The following is a 14,926-nucleotide window of genomic DNA, read 5'->3' on the forward strand; positions in this document are numbered from 1 at the left end:
GCCTTCAGGGGCCGATCGACCTCGAGACCGCGCCGGCATCGCGCGGCAGGAACCCGGCCGCGTTCTCCTGTGCCCACTGGGCGAAGGTGCGTGCAGGGCCGCCGGTGACGTCCTGGACGGTGGAGAGAACCTTTCCCGCGGTCGCAGGTGGGTTCGTCGCCAGGTTGATCCCGAACTCCACGTAGTCGTCGTCGTATCCGTAGCCGCGCAGGCGTTCTCGTTCCTGCGCCTCGGTCAGCTGCACGAGGGCGAGGTCCCGGCCGGTCGTCTCCGCGAGGATGCGGATCCGTTCTTGCGGCGTGAGCGCCTCGGGGCCGGTCAGTGGATAGGTTCGGCCGTCGTGCCCCGGTTCGGTCAGGGCGCTGGCGGCGACGGCTGCGATGTCCGCCTCGTGGACCATCGCGCTCGGGTAGGTGGCGAGCGTGGACAGGGTGCCGTGGGTGCTGAGCTCGTCGGCCCAGTCGAACGTGTTGGCCATGAACTCGACCGGGTGTAGCAGGGTCCATCCGATCGCGCTGCCCTTGAGCGCGGTCTCGACACTGGTCCGGGACCAGCTCCCGAGCACGGACGCGCGACGGACCTTCTTCCGCTCGGCCAGGTCGACGAGTTCCGCCCCGTTCGTCAGGTCGCCGAGGTCGTCGCCGCCGAAGGTGATGAGGTGGATCGCGTCGACTCCTTCGAACGCGTCTCCGAGGGTCTCGATCATGGTGAGATCGCCGCCGAGCACCTCGACGCCGTCCGGGAAATTGGTGTTCCGGGGGTTTCGGGTGAGGGCTCGAACGTGATGGCCGCCCCGGTGAAGCTCTTCGACGAGGTGGCGTCCGACCTTTCCGGTTGCTCCGGTGACCAGGATGCGCATGCTGATCGGTCCTTTCTCCTCTGGTCGGGCGGTCAGCGCGTGCGGGGGTCCTGGAGCGAGGACATCGCGTCCATCAGGCTGGAGTGGATGTAGTCGAGCTCCGGCGTGGAGGCCGACTCCCAGGACTGTTCGTCATCGCCGGAGGCGTCGCCCTCGGACCAGTCGCTCTCTGCGCCGTCCCAGGTGGTGGCACTCGGGTTGTGCTGGTAGACCCACCACAGGTGGCCGAACGGGTCGGCGAAGCGTGCGAGCACGTCACCCCAGAACTCCGTCGGTTCGGTGACGATCCGGGCTCCGCCGGCGGCGGCGCGTGCCAGGACGGCTGCCGGATCGTCGACGTACACGCGGACGAACGCCGGGGTGTAGGGCCATCCGGGCTTGCGGTCGGCGATGGTGACGGTGGAGTCGCCGATCCGGAGTTCGGAGTGCAGCACCAGCCCGTCGGTGTCGGCGGTACGGGCTTCCGAGACCTCGGCCGCACTGAACACGTCGGCCAGGAAGGCGATCAGGCCCGGGGCGTCGTCGGACCAGATGAACGGGTCGACGGTCGCGGAGCCGACGGGAGCGGCGGGAACGGTCGACGGCGTGGGAGCAGACATGGGACTCCTTCTGTTCTTGGTTGGTCCTCCAAGTCTCGCGCGACTTCCGGTCGGTATCTGGCCACAAGTGAAACTAGTCTGGAGGAATGTCGACCAGCACCCGGGCCCTCGACCTCCTCGGGCTCCTGCAGAGCCGGCGGCACTGGCCCGGAACCGAACTCGCCCGCCGGCTCAACGTGAGCCAGCGGACCCTCCGCCGCGACGTCAACGGCCTGCAGCAGCTCGGCTATCCGATCATCACGACCCGGGGGACCGGCGGCGGCTACCAGCTCAGCGCCGGGGCATCCCTTCCGCCACTGGTCCTCAGCGAGGACGAGGCCGCGGCCACGGTGCTCGGGCTGAAGGAGATCGCCACGGGTGTGCACCCATCCTCGGCCGAGTCCGCCGTCAGTGCGATGGCAAAGATCGTGCAGGTCCTGCCGCCCCGCATCCGAGGTCGGATCGACAGTCTGCGGGCCGTGGCGGTTCCGGCGGGCGGCCCCGAGAACCGCGCCATGATCGGCGACATCACCGCCCTCACGACGCTGGCTCTCGCCTGCCGTGACTCCGACTCGGTGGTGTTCGCCTACAGCTCCCGGGCAGGCGAATCGTCGCGGCGGACGGTGCAACCACACCGGATCGCGAATGTGGAGAACCGGATCTACCTCATCGCGTGGGACCTGGACCGCGCGGACTGGCGTACGTTCCGCGTCGACCGCATCACTGAGCCGCGGCGCACCGGAGCCAGGTTCGCGCCGCGCCGTCTGCCCGATGACGACCCGGTCTCCTACGTGCGCTCTCGGATCGGCGTCCTGCCGTCGCGCTACCGCGTACACGCCACAGTCCACGCGCCCGCCGAACGGATCCGGGCCGAGATCCTGCACTACGGGACCGTGGAGCCGGTGGACGACACCTCATGCGAGGTCCACATCGCCGCCGAGTCGCTGGACTGGGCGGCCTTCTGCCTCGTTGCGATCGGTGCCCCGTTCGTTGTGCACGGGCCGGTCGAGGCGATCGACCACATGAGGGCGTGGGGGCGCGGACTGCTCCACGCCACCGAAGCCGGCTAGCTGGTGCTGCTGCGGAGGCGTGAGAGCGCGCCGGCGATCGCAACCGAGTGCCGCAGCCGCAAGCGCATGGCCTCGCTGCTCCACGAGTCCAAGCCGCGCCTCTGTCTTCCAGCGAAGCACAGAGACGGTCCTCGCTGGGCACCGCCCGTCCGAGGGAGCGTCACCCCGGTGGGACCATCGACCCGGCGGTCGCCTCGTCACGCCCGTAAGGTCAAGCTCATGAGGCACACGTGAAGCGGGCCATCGCCCGCCTGTACTGGCGGCTGAGCCGGTGGACGCTGAGGTCCGAACCGGTGGATCCGCGCGGCGCGGGCATCATGCTCGGCGCGCCGCACACCTCCAACTGGGACTTCGTGTTCATGCTCGCGATCGCCTGGAAGGACGGGTTCAAACTCCGGTTCCTCGGCAAGCACCAACTGTTCAAGAAGCCGTTCGGCACGATCATGCGCGCCCTCGGTGGGATCCCCGTGGACCGTCGCGACCCCTCCACGGTGGTCGCCGAGGTGGTCGAACGGGTCAACGCCGGCGAACGGTTCCACCTCGTCATCACCCCGGAGGGCACCCGCACCGGTGCGCCGTACTGGCGGTCCGGGTTCTACCGGATCGCCCGCGAGACCCACCTGCCGGTGACCCTCGGCTACGTCGACCGGAACACGATGACCACCGGCCTGGGCCCCACGATCGAACTGACCGGGGACGTCGTCGCGGACATGGACGTCATCCGCGCGTTCTACCAGGGCAAGACCGGGGTCCGGCCGGCGAGGACGATCGAGCCGCGCCTGCGTGACGAGGAGGGCTGAAACGCTCGGTCCCGGCCGGGTCTGCAGCCCCGGCCAGGTCCTCAGCGGCTCAGCGGCCTACTCGCCGCTGAACGTGGCGCCCTCGGCGTAGGCGCGCATCGCGTCGCGCACGAACGTGGCGCCCTCGGTCCCGCCGTAGTTCGCCGCGAACCGGTCGTCCGCGACGTACATGTCGGCCAGCCCGAGGAAGTAGCCGCGGGACACCTCGTTCGAGGCGACCCCGAGCCACTCGTGGTGCCGGGCACTGATCGCCCGCACCCGCTCGTCGTCGGGGTCGAGCCCCTCGGCCGCGGCCCGGGCGTAGTCGGACCCGATGTCGGCCTGGCGCTGCTGGAAGTCCTTCTTCTCGGCGTCGCTCAGCGAGCGCCACCAGGCGTCGCCCTTGGCGTACGCGTCACGACCCCAACGTTGCTCGACCTCGTCCCGGTACTGGGTGTGGTCGAAACCGTCGAACATCTCCTCTGCCATGAGTTCTTCACCTCCTTCCCTTCTGATCACCGTGGTCCGAACGGACGCGATCTGTCGATCGAGCCGGTCGCGCTCCTGCTGGAGCAGGTCCAGGTGGGTCCGCAGCGCGGTGGCCTCGTCCTGCGAGCGGTCGAGGACCTCGGCGATGGTGCCGAGGCCGAGCCCCAGGTCGCGCAGCAACAGGATGCGTTGCAGGCGGACCAGGGCCTCGCCGTCGTAGTGGCGGTAGCCGTTCGCACCGATCCGTGACGGTGCCAGCAGCCCGATCTGGTCGTAGTGACGCAGCGTGCGACTGGTCGTCCCGGTGAGCCGGGTGATCTCGTGCATGGACCATTGCGCGTCGGACGACGCGCGGTGTTCGAGCACTGTGTCGGTCCGGTTCATCGGGCCCTCCTGGGTTGTCGGTGAGACCAGTGTGGACGTTGACGTCGCGTCAAAGTCAAGGCGAGTTCCGGGGCGACGGGCGCCGGGTCGGGGAATGGGCTGCGCGGCGACCCGGTTGGCCACTGCATGACTCTCGAACTCGGCAGATACGGCGTCTGGTTGGGCGCTCCCAAGGTGGACGCGATCCTGGCCGGGGAGGTGGAGCGGCTCGGCTACGGGACGCTCTGGCTCGGTGGCATCAACGACTCCGAGCTCGCCGCCCCGGAGGTGGTGCTCGCGGGTACGTCGTCGATCACGGTGGCCACCGGCATCGTCAACATCTGGGCGACGGACGCCGAGCGCACGGCGCGGTCCTATGCGCGCCTCGCACACACCTTCGGAGACCGGTTCGTCCTCGGCGTGGGCATCGGGCACCCCGAGAACACGAGCGAGTACGCCTCCCCGTACGACACCACCGTGGGATACCTGGACACCCTGGCCGCCCAGGGCGTACCGACCGCCCGGACCGTACTGGCCGCCCTCGGGCCCCGGGTGCTCGGCCTGGCGAGGTCCCGCACCGCCGGCGCTCACCCCTACCTGACCATCCCGGCGCATACCCGCAGGGCGCGGGAGATCCTTGGCGAGGGTCCCGTGCTCGCCCCGGAGCAGAAGGTGGTCCTCGAGACAGATCCGGAGCGTGCGCGGGCGGTCGCCCGCGAGTTCCTCGCCCCGTACCTTGGCTTGTCCAACTACCTCCGGATGCTGCGTGATGTCGGCTTCGCCGAGGCGGACCTGGCCGACGGCGGAAGCGACGCGCTCGTCGACCAGCTCGTGCTGCACGGGGACGCGGTCACCGTGGCCGCCGGCCTGCGCGCGCACCGGGACGCGGGCGCCGACCACGTGGCTGTCCAGCCGCTGACCGATCCCGTGCGAACCCTCGGTGAGCTCGCGCCGCTGCTCGACCTCTGACCCTCACGCGGTCAGCCGGGCGGGCTCCCGGGTGCGCAGCAGGTGCCGCACCACATAGCCCGCGTCGCGGCCCGCGCCGCCGATCAGCATCGACGCGAACGCGTACTGGAACGGCACCCCGAGGAAGTACAGCCCCGGGAACTCCGAGACGCCGCGTTCGCTGACCGGGAACCCGGCCTCGTCGGTGACCGGCAGGTCGATCCAGGAGTAGTCGTGGCGGTAACCGGTGCACCAGATCACGCTCGCGACCTCCACGGCGGTCCCATCCGCTACCGGCAGTCCGTCGTCGACCCCGGTCACCCGTCCGACCCGCCGCACCCCGGCGGCCCTCAGGTCCTCCTCACGCACCCGCACCAACGGCGCACCGTGGCTACGCACCTCGCCGCGCATGCGCCGTCCGATCGGGGTGCGCATGGTGAGCAGGTTCCGGGTGGCCCAGAACCAGATCGGCAGGACCACGCGGGCTTCCGGCCCTTCGATCCGGAACGGCATCTGACCGTTCGCCCGGCCGGCGAGGGTCGTGGGGTGGGTGGCGGCCGTCTCGTGGGCGATGTCCGCTCCTGAGTGCGAGGCGCCGACCACCAGGACGTCCCCCGGCGGCAGGTCGGCCGGGCCCCGGTACGTGGTCGAGTGCCACTGCCGGATGCCCGGGTCCAGGTCGGCCGCGAAACCCGGCACGTACGGCTCCTGGTGCGGCCCGGTCGCGACGACGACGTTCGGTGCCTCGAACCGCTGCCCGCCCGCTTCCGCCACGAACGATCCGCCGACCGGGCGCAGCGACTCCACCCGCACACCGGAGCGCACCGGCAGGGCGAAGTGGTCGGCGTAGGTCCGCAGGTAGGCCGCGATCTCGTCGCGATCGGGGAAGTGCCGCGGGTCGCCGGGGCAGTCGAGCCCGGGCAGCGAGGAGTACCTGGCGGGGGAGAACAGGCGCAGGGAGTCCCAGTGCCCCTCCCAGTGCGCGCCGACATGGTCCTGCGCGTCGAGGATCACGAAGTCCACGCCGGACTGGGCGAGGTGGTAGCCGGCGGACAGGCCGGACTGGCCGCCGCCGATGACGATCGTGTGGTGCGTACTCATGGCCGTTCCTTCCGTGGGTCGTGTCTCGACGCTAGGAAGGTGGCGCGCTGGGCGCATCGACCGTTCTGAGCATTGCCCGACGGCGGAGCGTGGGTATTTCTGCCGGGCGCGGCCGGCGTCGGGCTACTTCGGCGCCGTGCCGGCGCGGATCACGTCGTGCTCGTAGGCCCACGCGGTCGCCGCGGAGCGGGAGGGTAGGTCCAGCTTCGCGAGGATGTTCCCGACGTGCCGGGCGACCGTCTTCTCGCTCAGGTGCAGCGTGGTGGCGATCGCCCGGTTCGTGTGCCCGGCGCCGATCAGCCGCAGCACTTCGACCTCGCGGGCGGAGAGCGGGTGGGCGGGGCGTGACGCCGCCCTCGGGTGCAGCAGCGTGTCCACCCGCGCGGCGTCCGGGGCCGCGCCGAGCCGGGCGAACGTCGCCGCGGCGCTGCCGAGCTCGAGGGCGGCGCCGGCGTCGTCGGCCAGCTCACGGCAGGCCAGCCCGATGAGTTCGCGGGTGCCGGCCTGCTCGTAGGGAGCCTCCAGGCTCGCCCACACGCTCAGGGCCGCTCGCAGCGGTGGCAGGGCGGCGGACGGATCGCCCTCGGTGAGCGTGGCGGCGCCGACGGCGTGGCCCGCGAGGGCCGCGAGGTACTGGCAGGATCGCTGCCCGGACAGGGTCGTCAGTTCGTCGGCGGCGCCGCGCACCGCGGCGGTATCCCCGAGGGCCCGGGCGATCGTGACCCGGGCGGCGAGCAGCACCGGCCGGGCGAACGGGTCGACGGTCTCCTCGAGGGTCCGGGTGAGGGTCGCGGAGGCGGCGGATCCGTCTCCGCGGGCGAGCAGGAGCAGCGCGTATCCGGGCTGTGGCTGGCGGCCGAACGTATTGGCCCGCCGGAAAGCCTCCTCGGCGACGTCCCAGTCCCCGCGCAGCCGGTGCAGTTCGCCCTCCTGGTACCAGGCGTCGCCGGCCGCGCCCTGACCGGGCGGGTCGGAGAGCCGTTCCCGGGCGAGCCTGGCCTGGGTCGCGGCGTCGGCCCAGGCGCCGTGCAGCTGCAGCACCTGGGAGCGGTGCACCAGGCACTGGCCACGGTAGGGGACCAGCTCGGGCTGGCTCTCGCACCATCGGCTGAGCGCGGCCGTCCACTCCTGGGCCCGGCGCACGTCGAGCAGGATCCGGCAGGCGTCGATCACCGCGCAGTACGCGAGCCCGGCGATCATCTCGGTGACCTCACCGGCGGTGACCGCGACCATCACCTCGTCCAGATGGCCGACCGCCGTGACCGCCTCCGCCGTCGAGGCCATCCCGGGCATCAGGGCCGCCCGGCCGGTGCCGAGCCTGGCGAGGGCCAGGAGGTCGGGGTCGCGGTGTTCGCGGCCGAGGTCGAGGGCCCGGCCGAAGAGGTCCTTGGCTCCGTCGGTGTCCCCGGCGAACGCCCGCTGCAGGCCGAGCGGAACCAGCAGCAGGCCCCGCTCGGCGCCGTCCAGGCCCGCCCCGTCGAGCACGGCACCGCCCCGTTCGAGCCATGCCCCGGCCTCGGACCATCGCCCGGCCTGGGTCAGGACGAACCCGATCCAGAACGCGGTCCGGGCGGCCGCCGTCGGGTCGGTGTCGACGTCGAGCTGGAACCCGCTGGTGAAGGCGGCGATGCACTCGGCCTCGTTGCCGCTGAGGTAGGCCGCCTTCGCGAACCGGTCCAGGTCCGCGGAACCGAGCGGTGCGAGGTCGTCGGCCTCGCGCAGGGCGCGGAGCGCGCCCGCCCAGGCCCGCCGCTGGTACAGCGCCCGGCCGGTCTGGAGTGGGTCGGCGCTCGGCACGGACACCGGGACGTCACCGGCCCGGTCGTCGCGTCGAGCCGAACCCGACGGCGTCGCTCACCTCATCGATGCTACGCGCGTGCGGGCCCGTGCGGGGCCGACCGGCGGGATGCTCAGGGACGACCGCGAAGCACCACGGCTGCCCCGGGGAATACCTGTCGTCGTCGGAGGTTGGACACGAGGCGCGCCGGCCCGTCCGCCGGGGAACCAGACCACCCCGGAGCGGTCCGGCGCGGACCCACCCGTCGCCGTCACCGCGGCCGTAGATCTCCGGGAGCCCGACCGCATGAGCTTGCTGCTGACCCCGTTCAACCTCGGCAGGATCACGTTCCGCAACCGGCTCTGGGTCGCGCCCATGTGCCAGTACTCGGCGGTCGACGGCGTACCGAACGACTGGCACCACGTGCACCTGGCGCAGTTCGCGTCGGGCGGTGCCGGCCTTGTCATCGCCGAGGCGACCGCGGTGGTGCCCGAGGGTCGTATCTCGCCCGGCGACACCGGCCTGTGGAACGAGGCGCACGGTGAGGGCTGGTCGACGATCGCCGCGTCGATCCGCGCTCGCGGGGCGGTCGCCGGTATCCAGCTCGCCCACGCGGGCCGCAAGGCGTCGACGTTCGCGCCCTTCGCCGACGAGCGGGGCTCGGTGCCCCGCGATCGCGGCGGCTGGCAGACGGTGGCGCCGTCGGCGATCGCGTTCGAGGGACTCACGGAACCGGTGGCCCTCGACCTCGCCGGCATCGACGCCGTCGTGACCGCGTTCGCCGAGGCCGCCACGCGTGCTGTCGCAGCGGGATTCGAGGTTCTCGAGATCCATGCCGCGCACGGGTACCTGCTGCACCAGTTCCTCTCGCCACTGTCGAACCACCGCGACGACTCCTACGGCGGATCGCTCGAGAACCGTGCTCGCCTGCTGCTGCGGGTCGTGGCGGCCGTGGCCACGGCCGCGCCGGACGCGACCGTGTTCGTGCGGTTCTCGGGCACCGACTGGGCCGACGGCGGATGGGACGTCGCGCAGACGGCGACCGTGGCGACCTGGGCGGCCGAGCGCGGCGCGCAGTTCTTCGACATCTCCAGCGGCGGACTCGTCGCCCACCAGCGGATCACGGTCGGACCCGGGTACCAGGTGCCGGTGGCGGCTCAGGTCCGCCGTCTCGCCGGGGTGCCGGTCAGCGCCGTCGGCGAGATCACCGACGGCCCGCAGGCGGAACAGATCCTCGAGGCCGGGGACGCCGACGCCATCATGGCCGGGCGCGAGTGGTTGCGAGACCCGCACTTCGCGCTGCGGGCAGCGACCGAGTTGGGCGAGACGGAGGCCGCGAGCTGGCCCCCGCAGTACCTGCGTGCTCGCCCGCGCGGGGCCAGTGCGCCGCAGCCCGTCCGGTAGCGCGTGCCGCACCACCCGAGTACTGCCACTGATCGGCGGACGTAAGCGCCGCCGTCGGGCTCCGACGGCGGCGCCTGCGCCGCGGTTACGGCCGCGCCACGAAGTACGCGTTGAACGGGTCCGCCGGGACGTCCACGATCGCGACGTCGGTGAACCCGGCATCGCCGAGCATCCGTTCGGCGAGCTGGGTGCCCCAGACGGTGCCGAGGCCGTCGCCGTCGAGGCCGAGGGAGACGCTCATGCAGTGGAACATCGAGATCGCGTAGAGGTAGCTGCCCCACGGCAGGGCGGCGTTGTCCTCGACGTTGCTGGACGCCTTGATGTCCACCATCAGGAACACCCCGTCCTCGCGCAGCGCCGACCGGATGTTCGCGAGCACCCGCGCGGGGTGGGCCTGGTCGTGGACGGCGTCGAACGCGGTCACCAGGTCGAAGTGACCGGGCTCGTCGACGCCGGCGACGTCGACAGCCTCGAAGCGGGTGTTGGTCAGTCCCCACTCGGCGGCCTCGGCGCGGGCGTTCGCGATGCCCTCGGCGGAGAAGTCGTAGCCGACGAACCGGCTGGCCGGGAACGCCTTCGCCATCAGGTTGATGGCGTGCCCGGAGCCGCAGCCCACGTCGAGGACGTCGATCCCCGCCGTCAGCCGGTCCGGCAGCCCGGGGACGAGCGGCAGGATCCCGTCGACCAGGACCGCGTCGTTCACGGTGGCGGACTCCTCCGCCATGGTGGCCTGGAATCGCGGGTACTCGGCGTAGTCGAGCCCACCGCCGTGCTGCAGGCTCTCCAGCACCCGGTCCTCCACGCCGCCGAGCATCGGGATGTACTGCATGAGCTGGGCGAGGTTGTCCGGACCGGCCGCCCTGGTCAGCACAGCGGCATGCGAGCGGGGGAACTCGAACGTCACGCGGGCCGGGTCGTAGCGGACGATCCCGGCTGCCGACAGCCCTCCGAGCCACTCCCGCACGTACCGCTCGTCGAGACCGGCCGCGTCGGCGATCTGCTGGCTGGTCGACGGCGGCAGGGTCGCCATCGTCTCGAACAGCCCGGCCCGGTGGCCGATGCTGGTGAGGATGGCGATCGCGCTGGAGTTGAGGATCTCGAGGTAGCGGCCGGTGAGGGCGGCGGTCTCCTCAGCCTCGGTCGTCGACGCCCCAGAGGGCTCCGACGGGCTCGGCGGCGACGGGAGGGTGGTCGGGGCCGGGGCGGGGTAGGTCGTACTCAAGGTGACTCTCCTTCTCGGGGGTTGCCACCGGCCCCGGCACGCCGCGCGTGTGGCGCAGGTACAGGACCAGCATCAGGCCGGTGGTGATGAGGTAGAAGCCGTGCAGGAACCAGATCGGCCCCGCCGGCAGGCTGTAGATGTACAGCGAATGCACCACGTTGCCCGTGTTCGCGAGCAACAGGTTGCCGAGGCTGTAGGAGGCGAGGTCGCGGGTGCGGAGGGCCTTGAGGACCATCGGCATGACGCTGCCCGCGAAGATCACGGTGGAGATGCTGCCCGCCACCACGGCGACGCTGGCGTCCATCACGATCCTCCCTCGGACTCGGCGTGAACTGGTGCGTCTACGCTAGGAATTCCGGGGGTCCTGGCGAATCGGGAGAATCACCCAAACCTGCGACGCGGGTATGGGGTGTTCGTCCCAGGGCGCTCCCCGCCGCGGGGGTGCGGTTCCGCGGCCGGGGGTGCGGTCGTGCCGCGGCTACCCGAGCCGGGTCAGCCGGTGCTCGTGCGCCCAGGCGGCGGCCGCGGTGCGGGACGAGACGTCGATCTTGGTGAAGATGTTCGCCAGGTGCCGGTCCACGGTCTTGACGCTGATGAACAGGGCGGCGGCGGCGTCCCGGTTGCTCGCGCCCGCGGCGATCTGCCGCAGCACCTCCGCCTCGCGCGCCGTGAGCCCACCGGGCAGCGGGACGGTGCCCAGGCGGGCCACGTCCGGCAGTGCGCCGAGCTCGGCGTAGATCGCCACTGCCGTGGCCAGGTCGGACTCGGCCGCCGCGTCGTCGCCGAGCCCGGTGTGGGCGGTGGCGCACAACTCGTAGATCCGGGCGGTCTCGTACCGGGCTCGCAGGGTGCGGTAGCCGGCGGCGGCCCGGCGCAGCACGGGCAGCGCCTCCTCGTGGCGCTTGCGGGCCACCAGCACCGCGGCCCTGGCGTGCACCGCCCAGGCTCGGAAGCCCTCGGTGGCGTACTCGGCGGCGATCGTCTCGAGGTCGCGGCACAGCCGGTCCGCCTCGTCGACCCGGCCCTCGGCGATCGCGATCTCCACCGCCGGCCCCAGGAGCCGGGCGCAGGCGAGCCGGTCCCGGCCGGCCATGGTCGCCCGCAGCGCCGCACCGGCTTCGCGGACCCGGCCCTGCGTCAGATCGAGCAGAGCCGCACCGGGCTGGATCTCCGCGCCCAGTTCGTGGGCCCGGTCGAACGACTCACGGGCGCCGGTGGTGTCGCCGCGCAGCCGCCGGATCTCACCGAGCTGGTAGTACGCCTCACCGGCCACCCAGTTGTTGACGCCGGCCAGCTCGGCGCCGCTGCGCACGATGCCGGCCTCCGCCGTCGTCCAGTCACCCTCGGTGCAGAGCAGCTGCAGGCGGTGGATGCGGCAGATCCCGGAGTACACCACCTCGCCGCGGAACTGCTCGCACCACTGCTCGGTGGCCGCGGTCCAGGCCCGCATCCGGCTCAGGTCGCCGAGGTTGTGACAGATGTGGATCACGGTGCAGTAGACGTCGCCGGCCCACTCGGGCGGCATCTGCCCGGCGAGCACCGGCAGCATCGCCTCGTCCAACTGGGCGAAACCACCCGCGGGGTCGCCGGTGTGGGCGTCCGCGAGCCCGGAGAGCACGAGGCCGAGCGAGGTCAGCTGGGGGGCGTGGTACCGGCGTCCCATCTCGCGCAGGGTGGCCGCGGTCTCCCGGGCCGGGCCGACGCCGAAGAAGTCCATCTCGACGACGGCCTCCAGGTAGCGGAGGTAGCCGTGCTCGACGCCCTCGGGCAGCTCGGCGAGGATCCGCCGGGCCCGGTTCACCCATCCGGACGCGATCACGATGTCGCCGCGGATGAACCAGAGCAGACCGATGTTGAGGGCCTTCATGGCCGCACCGGTGGGGTCGCCCTCCTGCTGGTAGCGGTCGAAGACCTCCTCGGAGAGGTCGAGGGACTCGCGGGCCGCGCCGACCCACCAGGTGGCCCGGCTGAGCAGGTCCAGGTCGGCCGTCGAGAGCGCGCCGAGGTTGCGAGCCCTGGACAGATCGCGGTGCGCGGCCTGCCAGTCCCCGCGGGCGAACTCCAGTCGCCCCGCATCCAGAACCGCTGTTGGATCATCCATGATCTGCTCCGGAACAACGGTATACCCGGGCCCGACGGCGGAAGGTCACCTTTCCTCGCGATCGTCGCCGTGGTCGAGGGGGTCGTAGGGGGCCGTAGGGGTCAGGTGCTGACCGCTACCGCGCCTAGCCTGGGTGGCACACCGACGGCGAGGGGAAGCAGATGGCGGCACGAACGACGGGGGCGGGTGCCTCGACCGGCCGGCCGGAGGACTGGGACCGGCTCCTGGCGCGCCGCCTCGCGACCCACCGCCTGCTCGACCCGGAGCCGGCCGGAGCGGACCGCGCGCAGGCGATGACCGCCGTCGTCGATGCGATCCTGGGCGCGCACGCCCAGGTGATGGTGGCCGGTGAGACGTCGATCGGCCTGCGCGTGGACGGCGCGACCCGCTCCGACGTGCGCCACGCCGTCGAGGAGACGCGCACCCTCGTGAAGGCCCACGGCCCGCGGGGGACGGTGCATCTGCTCTCCGCCGACGGGCTGGCCCGGTGGGTCGGTGCGATGAGCTGGATCGGGGCCTCGGGCTCGACCCCTCCCGTCGCGATGCGGCTCACCCCGGAGCAGACCGAGACGGTCCTGGCGGCGCTCGGCACGGCCCTGGCCGGTGCCGAGCTGACCGTCGACGAACTCGACGAGGCAGTCATCGGGGCCACCGGACCGTGGGCCGGTGACCTGGTGATGCCGGCCTTCGGTGGCTACTGGCCGAGGTGGCGGCAGCTGATCGGCACCTCGGGTCATCGCGGCCTGCTCTGCTTCGGTCGGCCGCGGGGCCGGAAGGTGACGTACACGAGTCCGAGGACGTGGCTGCCCGGGTTCGATCCGCGGCCCGGGGCGCGCGCCGCCGTCGACCTCGTGCACGCCTACCTGGCCGGGTACGGGCCGGCCACCGCCGCCGAGTTCGCGACCTGGCTGGCGATCCGGCCCGCCCGCGCCGTGGAGCTGTTCGCACGCGCCGAGCAGGACCCGCGCCTGGTCCGGGTCGACCGGGTCGACCGGGTCGACCGGGGCGCTGCCGGCGTCGGCGTCGCCTGCCTGGACGTGGCCGACGCGCCGGACGTCGAGCCGGGAATGGGACAGGTCCGGCTGCTCCCGCTCTTCGACGCCTACGGGGTGGGCAGCCGGCCGAGGGAGCGGATCTTTCCGGGCCGGGCGTCCGAGCGGGCTCTCGCCGGCGGGCAGGCGGGGAACTTCCCGGTCGTGCTCGTCGACGGGGTGGTGGCCGGCGTCTGGCACCAGCGCCTGGCCGGCAAGCGGGTGCGGATCACGGTCGAGATGCTCGAGCCGCCCACGGCGGCGCGGCGCAACGCCGTCGAGGACCAGGTGGACCGGGTGGCCGCCGTGCTCGAGGCCACGCCGGACCTGACGTTCGGGGAGATCACCGTCGGCGCCCACGCCTGAACCGCGCCGGCTACCGGGCCGGGACGCGGGCGCGCTAGCGTTCGACCTGCCTGCCCGCGGGGTCCGCCGGGTTGTGCCGTCGGCCGGCCGGACGTTCGCGGACCACCAGAGGCGAGGTGGGCACGATGCTCGAAGTGCTGGGCGCCATCCTTCCCTTCGCACTCGGGGTGTCGGTGAGCCCGGTCCCGGTCATCGTGAGCGTGCTGATCCTGCTCTCGCCGCGCTCGCGCGCGAACGGCCTCGCCTTCCTGCTCGGCTGGACGGTCGGCGTCGCCGCGGTCGTCGCCGTCCTCACCGCCCTCGCCCGCTACCTGCCCACCGACTCCGGCGACGGTCCGAACCCGGTGGCCGGTGTGCTGCAACTGGCACTCGGGCTGTGGCTGCTGGTCCTGGCGTGGCGCAAGTTCCGACCGGGCGAGCCCGATGCCGAGGCCGCGGTCGACCCGGACACCGGGCTCCCGGTCCCGGAGCTGCCCGGCTGGATGTCATCGGTCGCGAGCACCACGCCGGCCCGGTCGTTGCGCGGTGGCGTGTTGTTCGCCGGTGCGAACCCGAAGAATCTCGCATTCGCGGCCGGCGCCGCCATCGCCATCGGCACGGCGGGCCTGCCCGTCGGCGATGTCGTCCTGCTCGTCGCGGCCTACACCGTGATCGCGTCGCTGACGGTGCTGCTGCCGGTCGGGGTGCACCTGGCGTTCCCGGCGCGGACGCAGCAGCCGTTGCGGGCTCTCGAGGTGTGGCTCGTGCGCAACAACGCCACGATCGGCGTCGTCCTCCTGCTCGTCTACGGCGTTCTTCTGATCGGTCAGGGCATCGGGAGCTTCTAGCCGGCCGGGGT

The 14,926-nt window shown here is 72.3% G+C and carries 14 protein-coding genes; 6 read left to right on the forward strand and 8 right to left on the reverse strand.

Going from position 1 to position 14,926, the window contains the following annotated elements:
- Window positions 1–4: 4 nt before the first annotated feature.
- Both EXU48_RS01400 and EXU48_RS01405 read right to left on the reverse strand, forming a co-directional pair.
- The gene (locus EXU48_RS01400) at window positions 5–859 is read right to left on the reverse strand and encodes an SDR family oxidoreductase (protein ID WP_133105784.1); all 855 of its coding nucleotides are present in this window, start codon (window positions 857–859) and stop codon (window positions 5–7) included.
- A 32-nt stretch (window positions 860–891) separates the two neighbouring features.
- Complete coding sequence (locus EXU48_RS01405; RefSeq protein ID WP_133105785.1) at window positions 892–1,458, reverse strand: VOC family protein; 567 nt, start codon at window positions 1,456–1,458, stop codon at window positions 892–894.
- 86 nt (window positions 1,459–1,544) lie between these two features.
- Between EXU48_RS01405 and EXU48_RS01410 the strand changes: the two genes are divergently transcribed.
- Window positions 1,545–2,507 carry a helix-turn-helix transcriptional regulator gene (locus tag EXU48_RS01410; RefSeq protein ID WP_133105786.1) on the forward strand — a complete coding sequence of 321 codons (963 nt, stop codon included), beginning with the start codon at window positions 1,545–1,547 and terminating at the stop codon, window positions 2,505–2,507.
- 230 nt (window positions 2,508–2,737) lie between these two features.
- On the forward strand, window positions 2,738–3,307 hold the full coding sequence (locus tag EXU48_RS01415) for a 1-acyl-sn-glycerol-3-phosphate acyltransferase (RefSeq protein ID WP_133105787.1): 570 nt from the start codon (window positions 2,738–2,740) through the stop codon (window positions 3,305–3,307).
- A gap of 57 nt (window positions 3,308–3,364) precedes the next feature.
- On the opposite strand, the gene EXU48_RS01420 is transcribed toward EXU48_RS01415, so the two are convergent.
- Window positions 3,365–4,159 carry a MerR family transcriptional regulator gene (locus EXU48_RS01420; RefSeq protein ID WP_133105788.1) on the reverse strand — a complete coding sequence of 265 codons (795 nt, stop codon included), beginning with the start codon at window positions 4,157–4,159 and terminating at the stop codon, window positions 3,365–3,367.
- Window positions 4,160–4,285: 126 nt separating this feature from the next.
- Here EXU48_RS01420 and EXU48_RS01425 point away from each other — a divergent pair, with 126 nt between their 5' ends.
- Window positions 4,286–5,107, forward strand: coding sequence for an LLM class F420-dependent oxidoreductase (locus EXU48_RS01425; protein ID WP_133105789.1), 822 nt, complete (start codon window positions 4,286–4,288; stop codon window positions 5,105–5,107).
- A 3-nt stretch (window positions 5,108–5,110) separates the two neighbouring features.
- On the opposite strand, the gene EXU48_RS01430 is transcribed toward EXU48_RS01425, so the two are convergent.
- Together EXU48_RS01430 and EXU48_RS01435 are read right to left on the reverse strand one after the other, a co-directional pair.
- Window positions 5,111–6,187 (reverse strand): flavin-containing monooxygenase, encoded by a 1,077-nt coding sequence (locus EXU48_RS01430; RefSeq protein WP_133105790.1) that lies wholly within the window; start codon window positions 6,185–6,187, stop codon window positions 5,111–5,113.
- Between the two features lie 123 nt (window positions 6,188–6,310).
- The gene (locus EXU48_RS01435; RefSeq protein ID WP_207947573.1) at window positions 6,311–7,990 is read right to left on the reverse strand and encodes a LuxR C-terminal-related transcriptional regulator; all 1,680 of its coding nucleotides are present in this window, start codon (window positions 7,988–7,990) and stop codon (window positions 6,311–6,313) included.
- A gap of 280 nt (window positions 7,991–8,270) precedes the next feature.
- Here EXU48_RS01435 and EXU48_RS01440 point away from each other — a divergent pair, with 280 nt between their 5' ends.
- Window positions 8,271–9,368 (forward strand): NADH:flavin oxidoreductase/NADH oxidase, encoded by a 1,098-nt coding sequence (locus EXU48_RS01440; protein WP_133105791.1) that lies wholly within the window; start codon window positions 8,271–8,273, stop codon window positions 9,366–9,368.
- An 85-nt stretch (window positions 9,369–9,453) separates the two neighbouring features.
- Here EXU48_RS01440 and EXU48_RS01445 read toward each other — a convergent pair whose 3' ends face one another.
- The 3 genes from EXU48_RS01445 to EXU48_RS01455 all read right to left on the reverse strand — a co-directional run bounded on the left by EXU48_RS01445 (window position 9,454) and on the right by EXU48_RS01455 (window position 12,691).
- Window positions 9,454–10,590 carry a methyltransferase domain-containing protein gene (locus tag EXU48_RS01445; RefSeq protein ID WP_207947574.1) on the reverse strand — a complete coding sequence of 379 codons (1,137 nt, stop codon included), beginning with the start codon at window positions 10,588–10,590 and terminating at the stop codon, window positions 9,454–9,456.
- A complete protein-coding gene (locus tag EXU48_RS24910) occupies window positions 10,499–10,894 on the reverse strand; it encodes a hypothetical protein (protein WP_235856774.1) in 396 nt (131 codons plus the stop codon). The genes EXU48_RS01445 and EXU48_RS24910 overlap by 92 nt, the downstream gene beginning before the upstream one ends.
- Window positions 10,895–11,068: 174 nt before the next feature.
- Window positions 11,069–12,691, reverse strand: a complete 1,623-nt coding sequence (locus EXU48_RS01455; protein ID WP_165962648.1) for a helix-turn-helix transcriptional regulator — start codon at window positions 12,689–12,691, stop codon at window positions 11,069–11,071.
- Window positions 12,692–12,852: 161 nt separating this feature from the next.
- Here EXU48_RS01455 and EXU48_RS01460 point away from each other — a divergent pair, with 161 nt between their 5' ends.
- Together EXU48_RS01460 and EXU48_RS01465 are read left to right on the forward strand one after the other, a co-directional pair.
- Window positions 12,853–14,088 carry a winged helix DNA-binding domain-containing protein gene (locus EXU48_RS01460; RefSeq protein ID WP_133105793.1) on the forward strand — a complete coding sequence of 412 codons (1,236 nt, stop codon included), beginning with the start codon at window positions 12,853–12,855 and terminating at the stop codon, window positions 14,086–14,088.
- A gap of 125 nt (window positions 14,089–14,213) precedes the next feature.
- Window positions 14,214–14,915, forward strand: coding sequence for a GAP family protein (locus tag EXU48_RS01465; RefSeq protein WP_133105794.1), 702 nt, complete (start codon window positions 14,214–14,216; stop codon window positions 14,913–14,915).
- Window positions 14,916–14,926 lie beyond the last annotated feature (11 nt).

It is taken from the genome of Occultella glacieicola (assembly GCF_004353825.1).
Classification (GTDB): domain Bacteria; phylum Actinomycetota; class Actinomycetes; order Actinomycetales; family Beutenbergiaceae; genus Occultella; species Occultella glacieicola.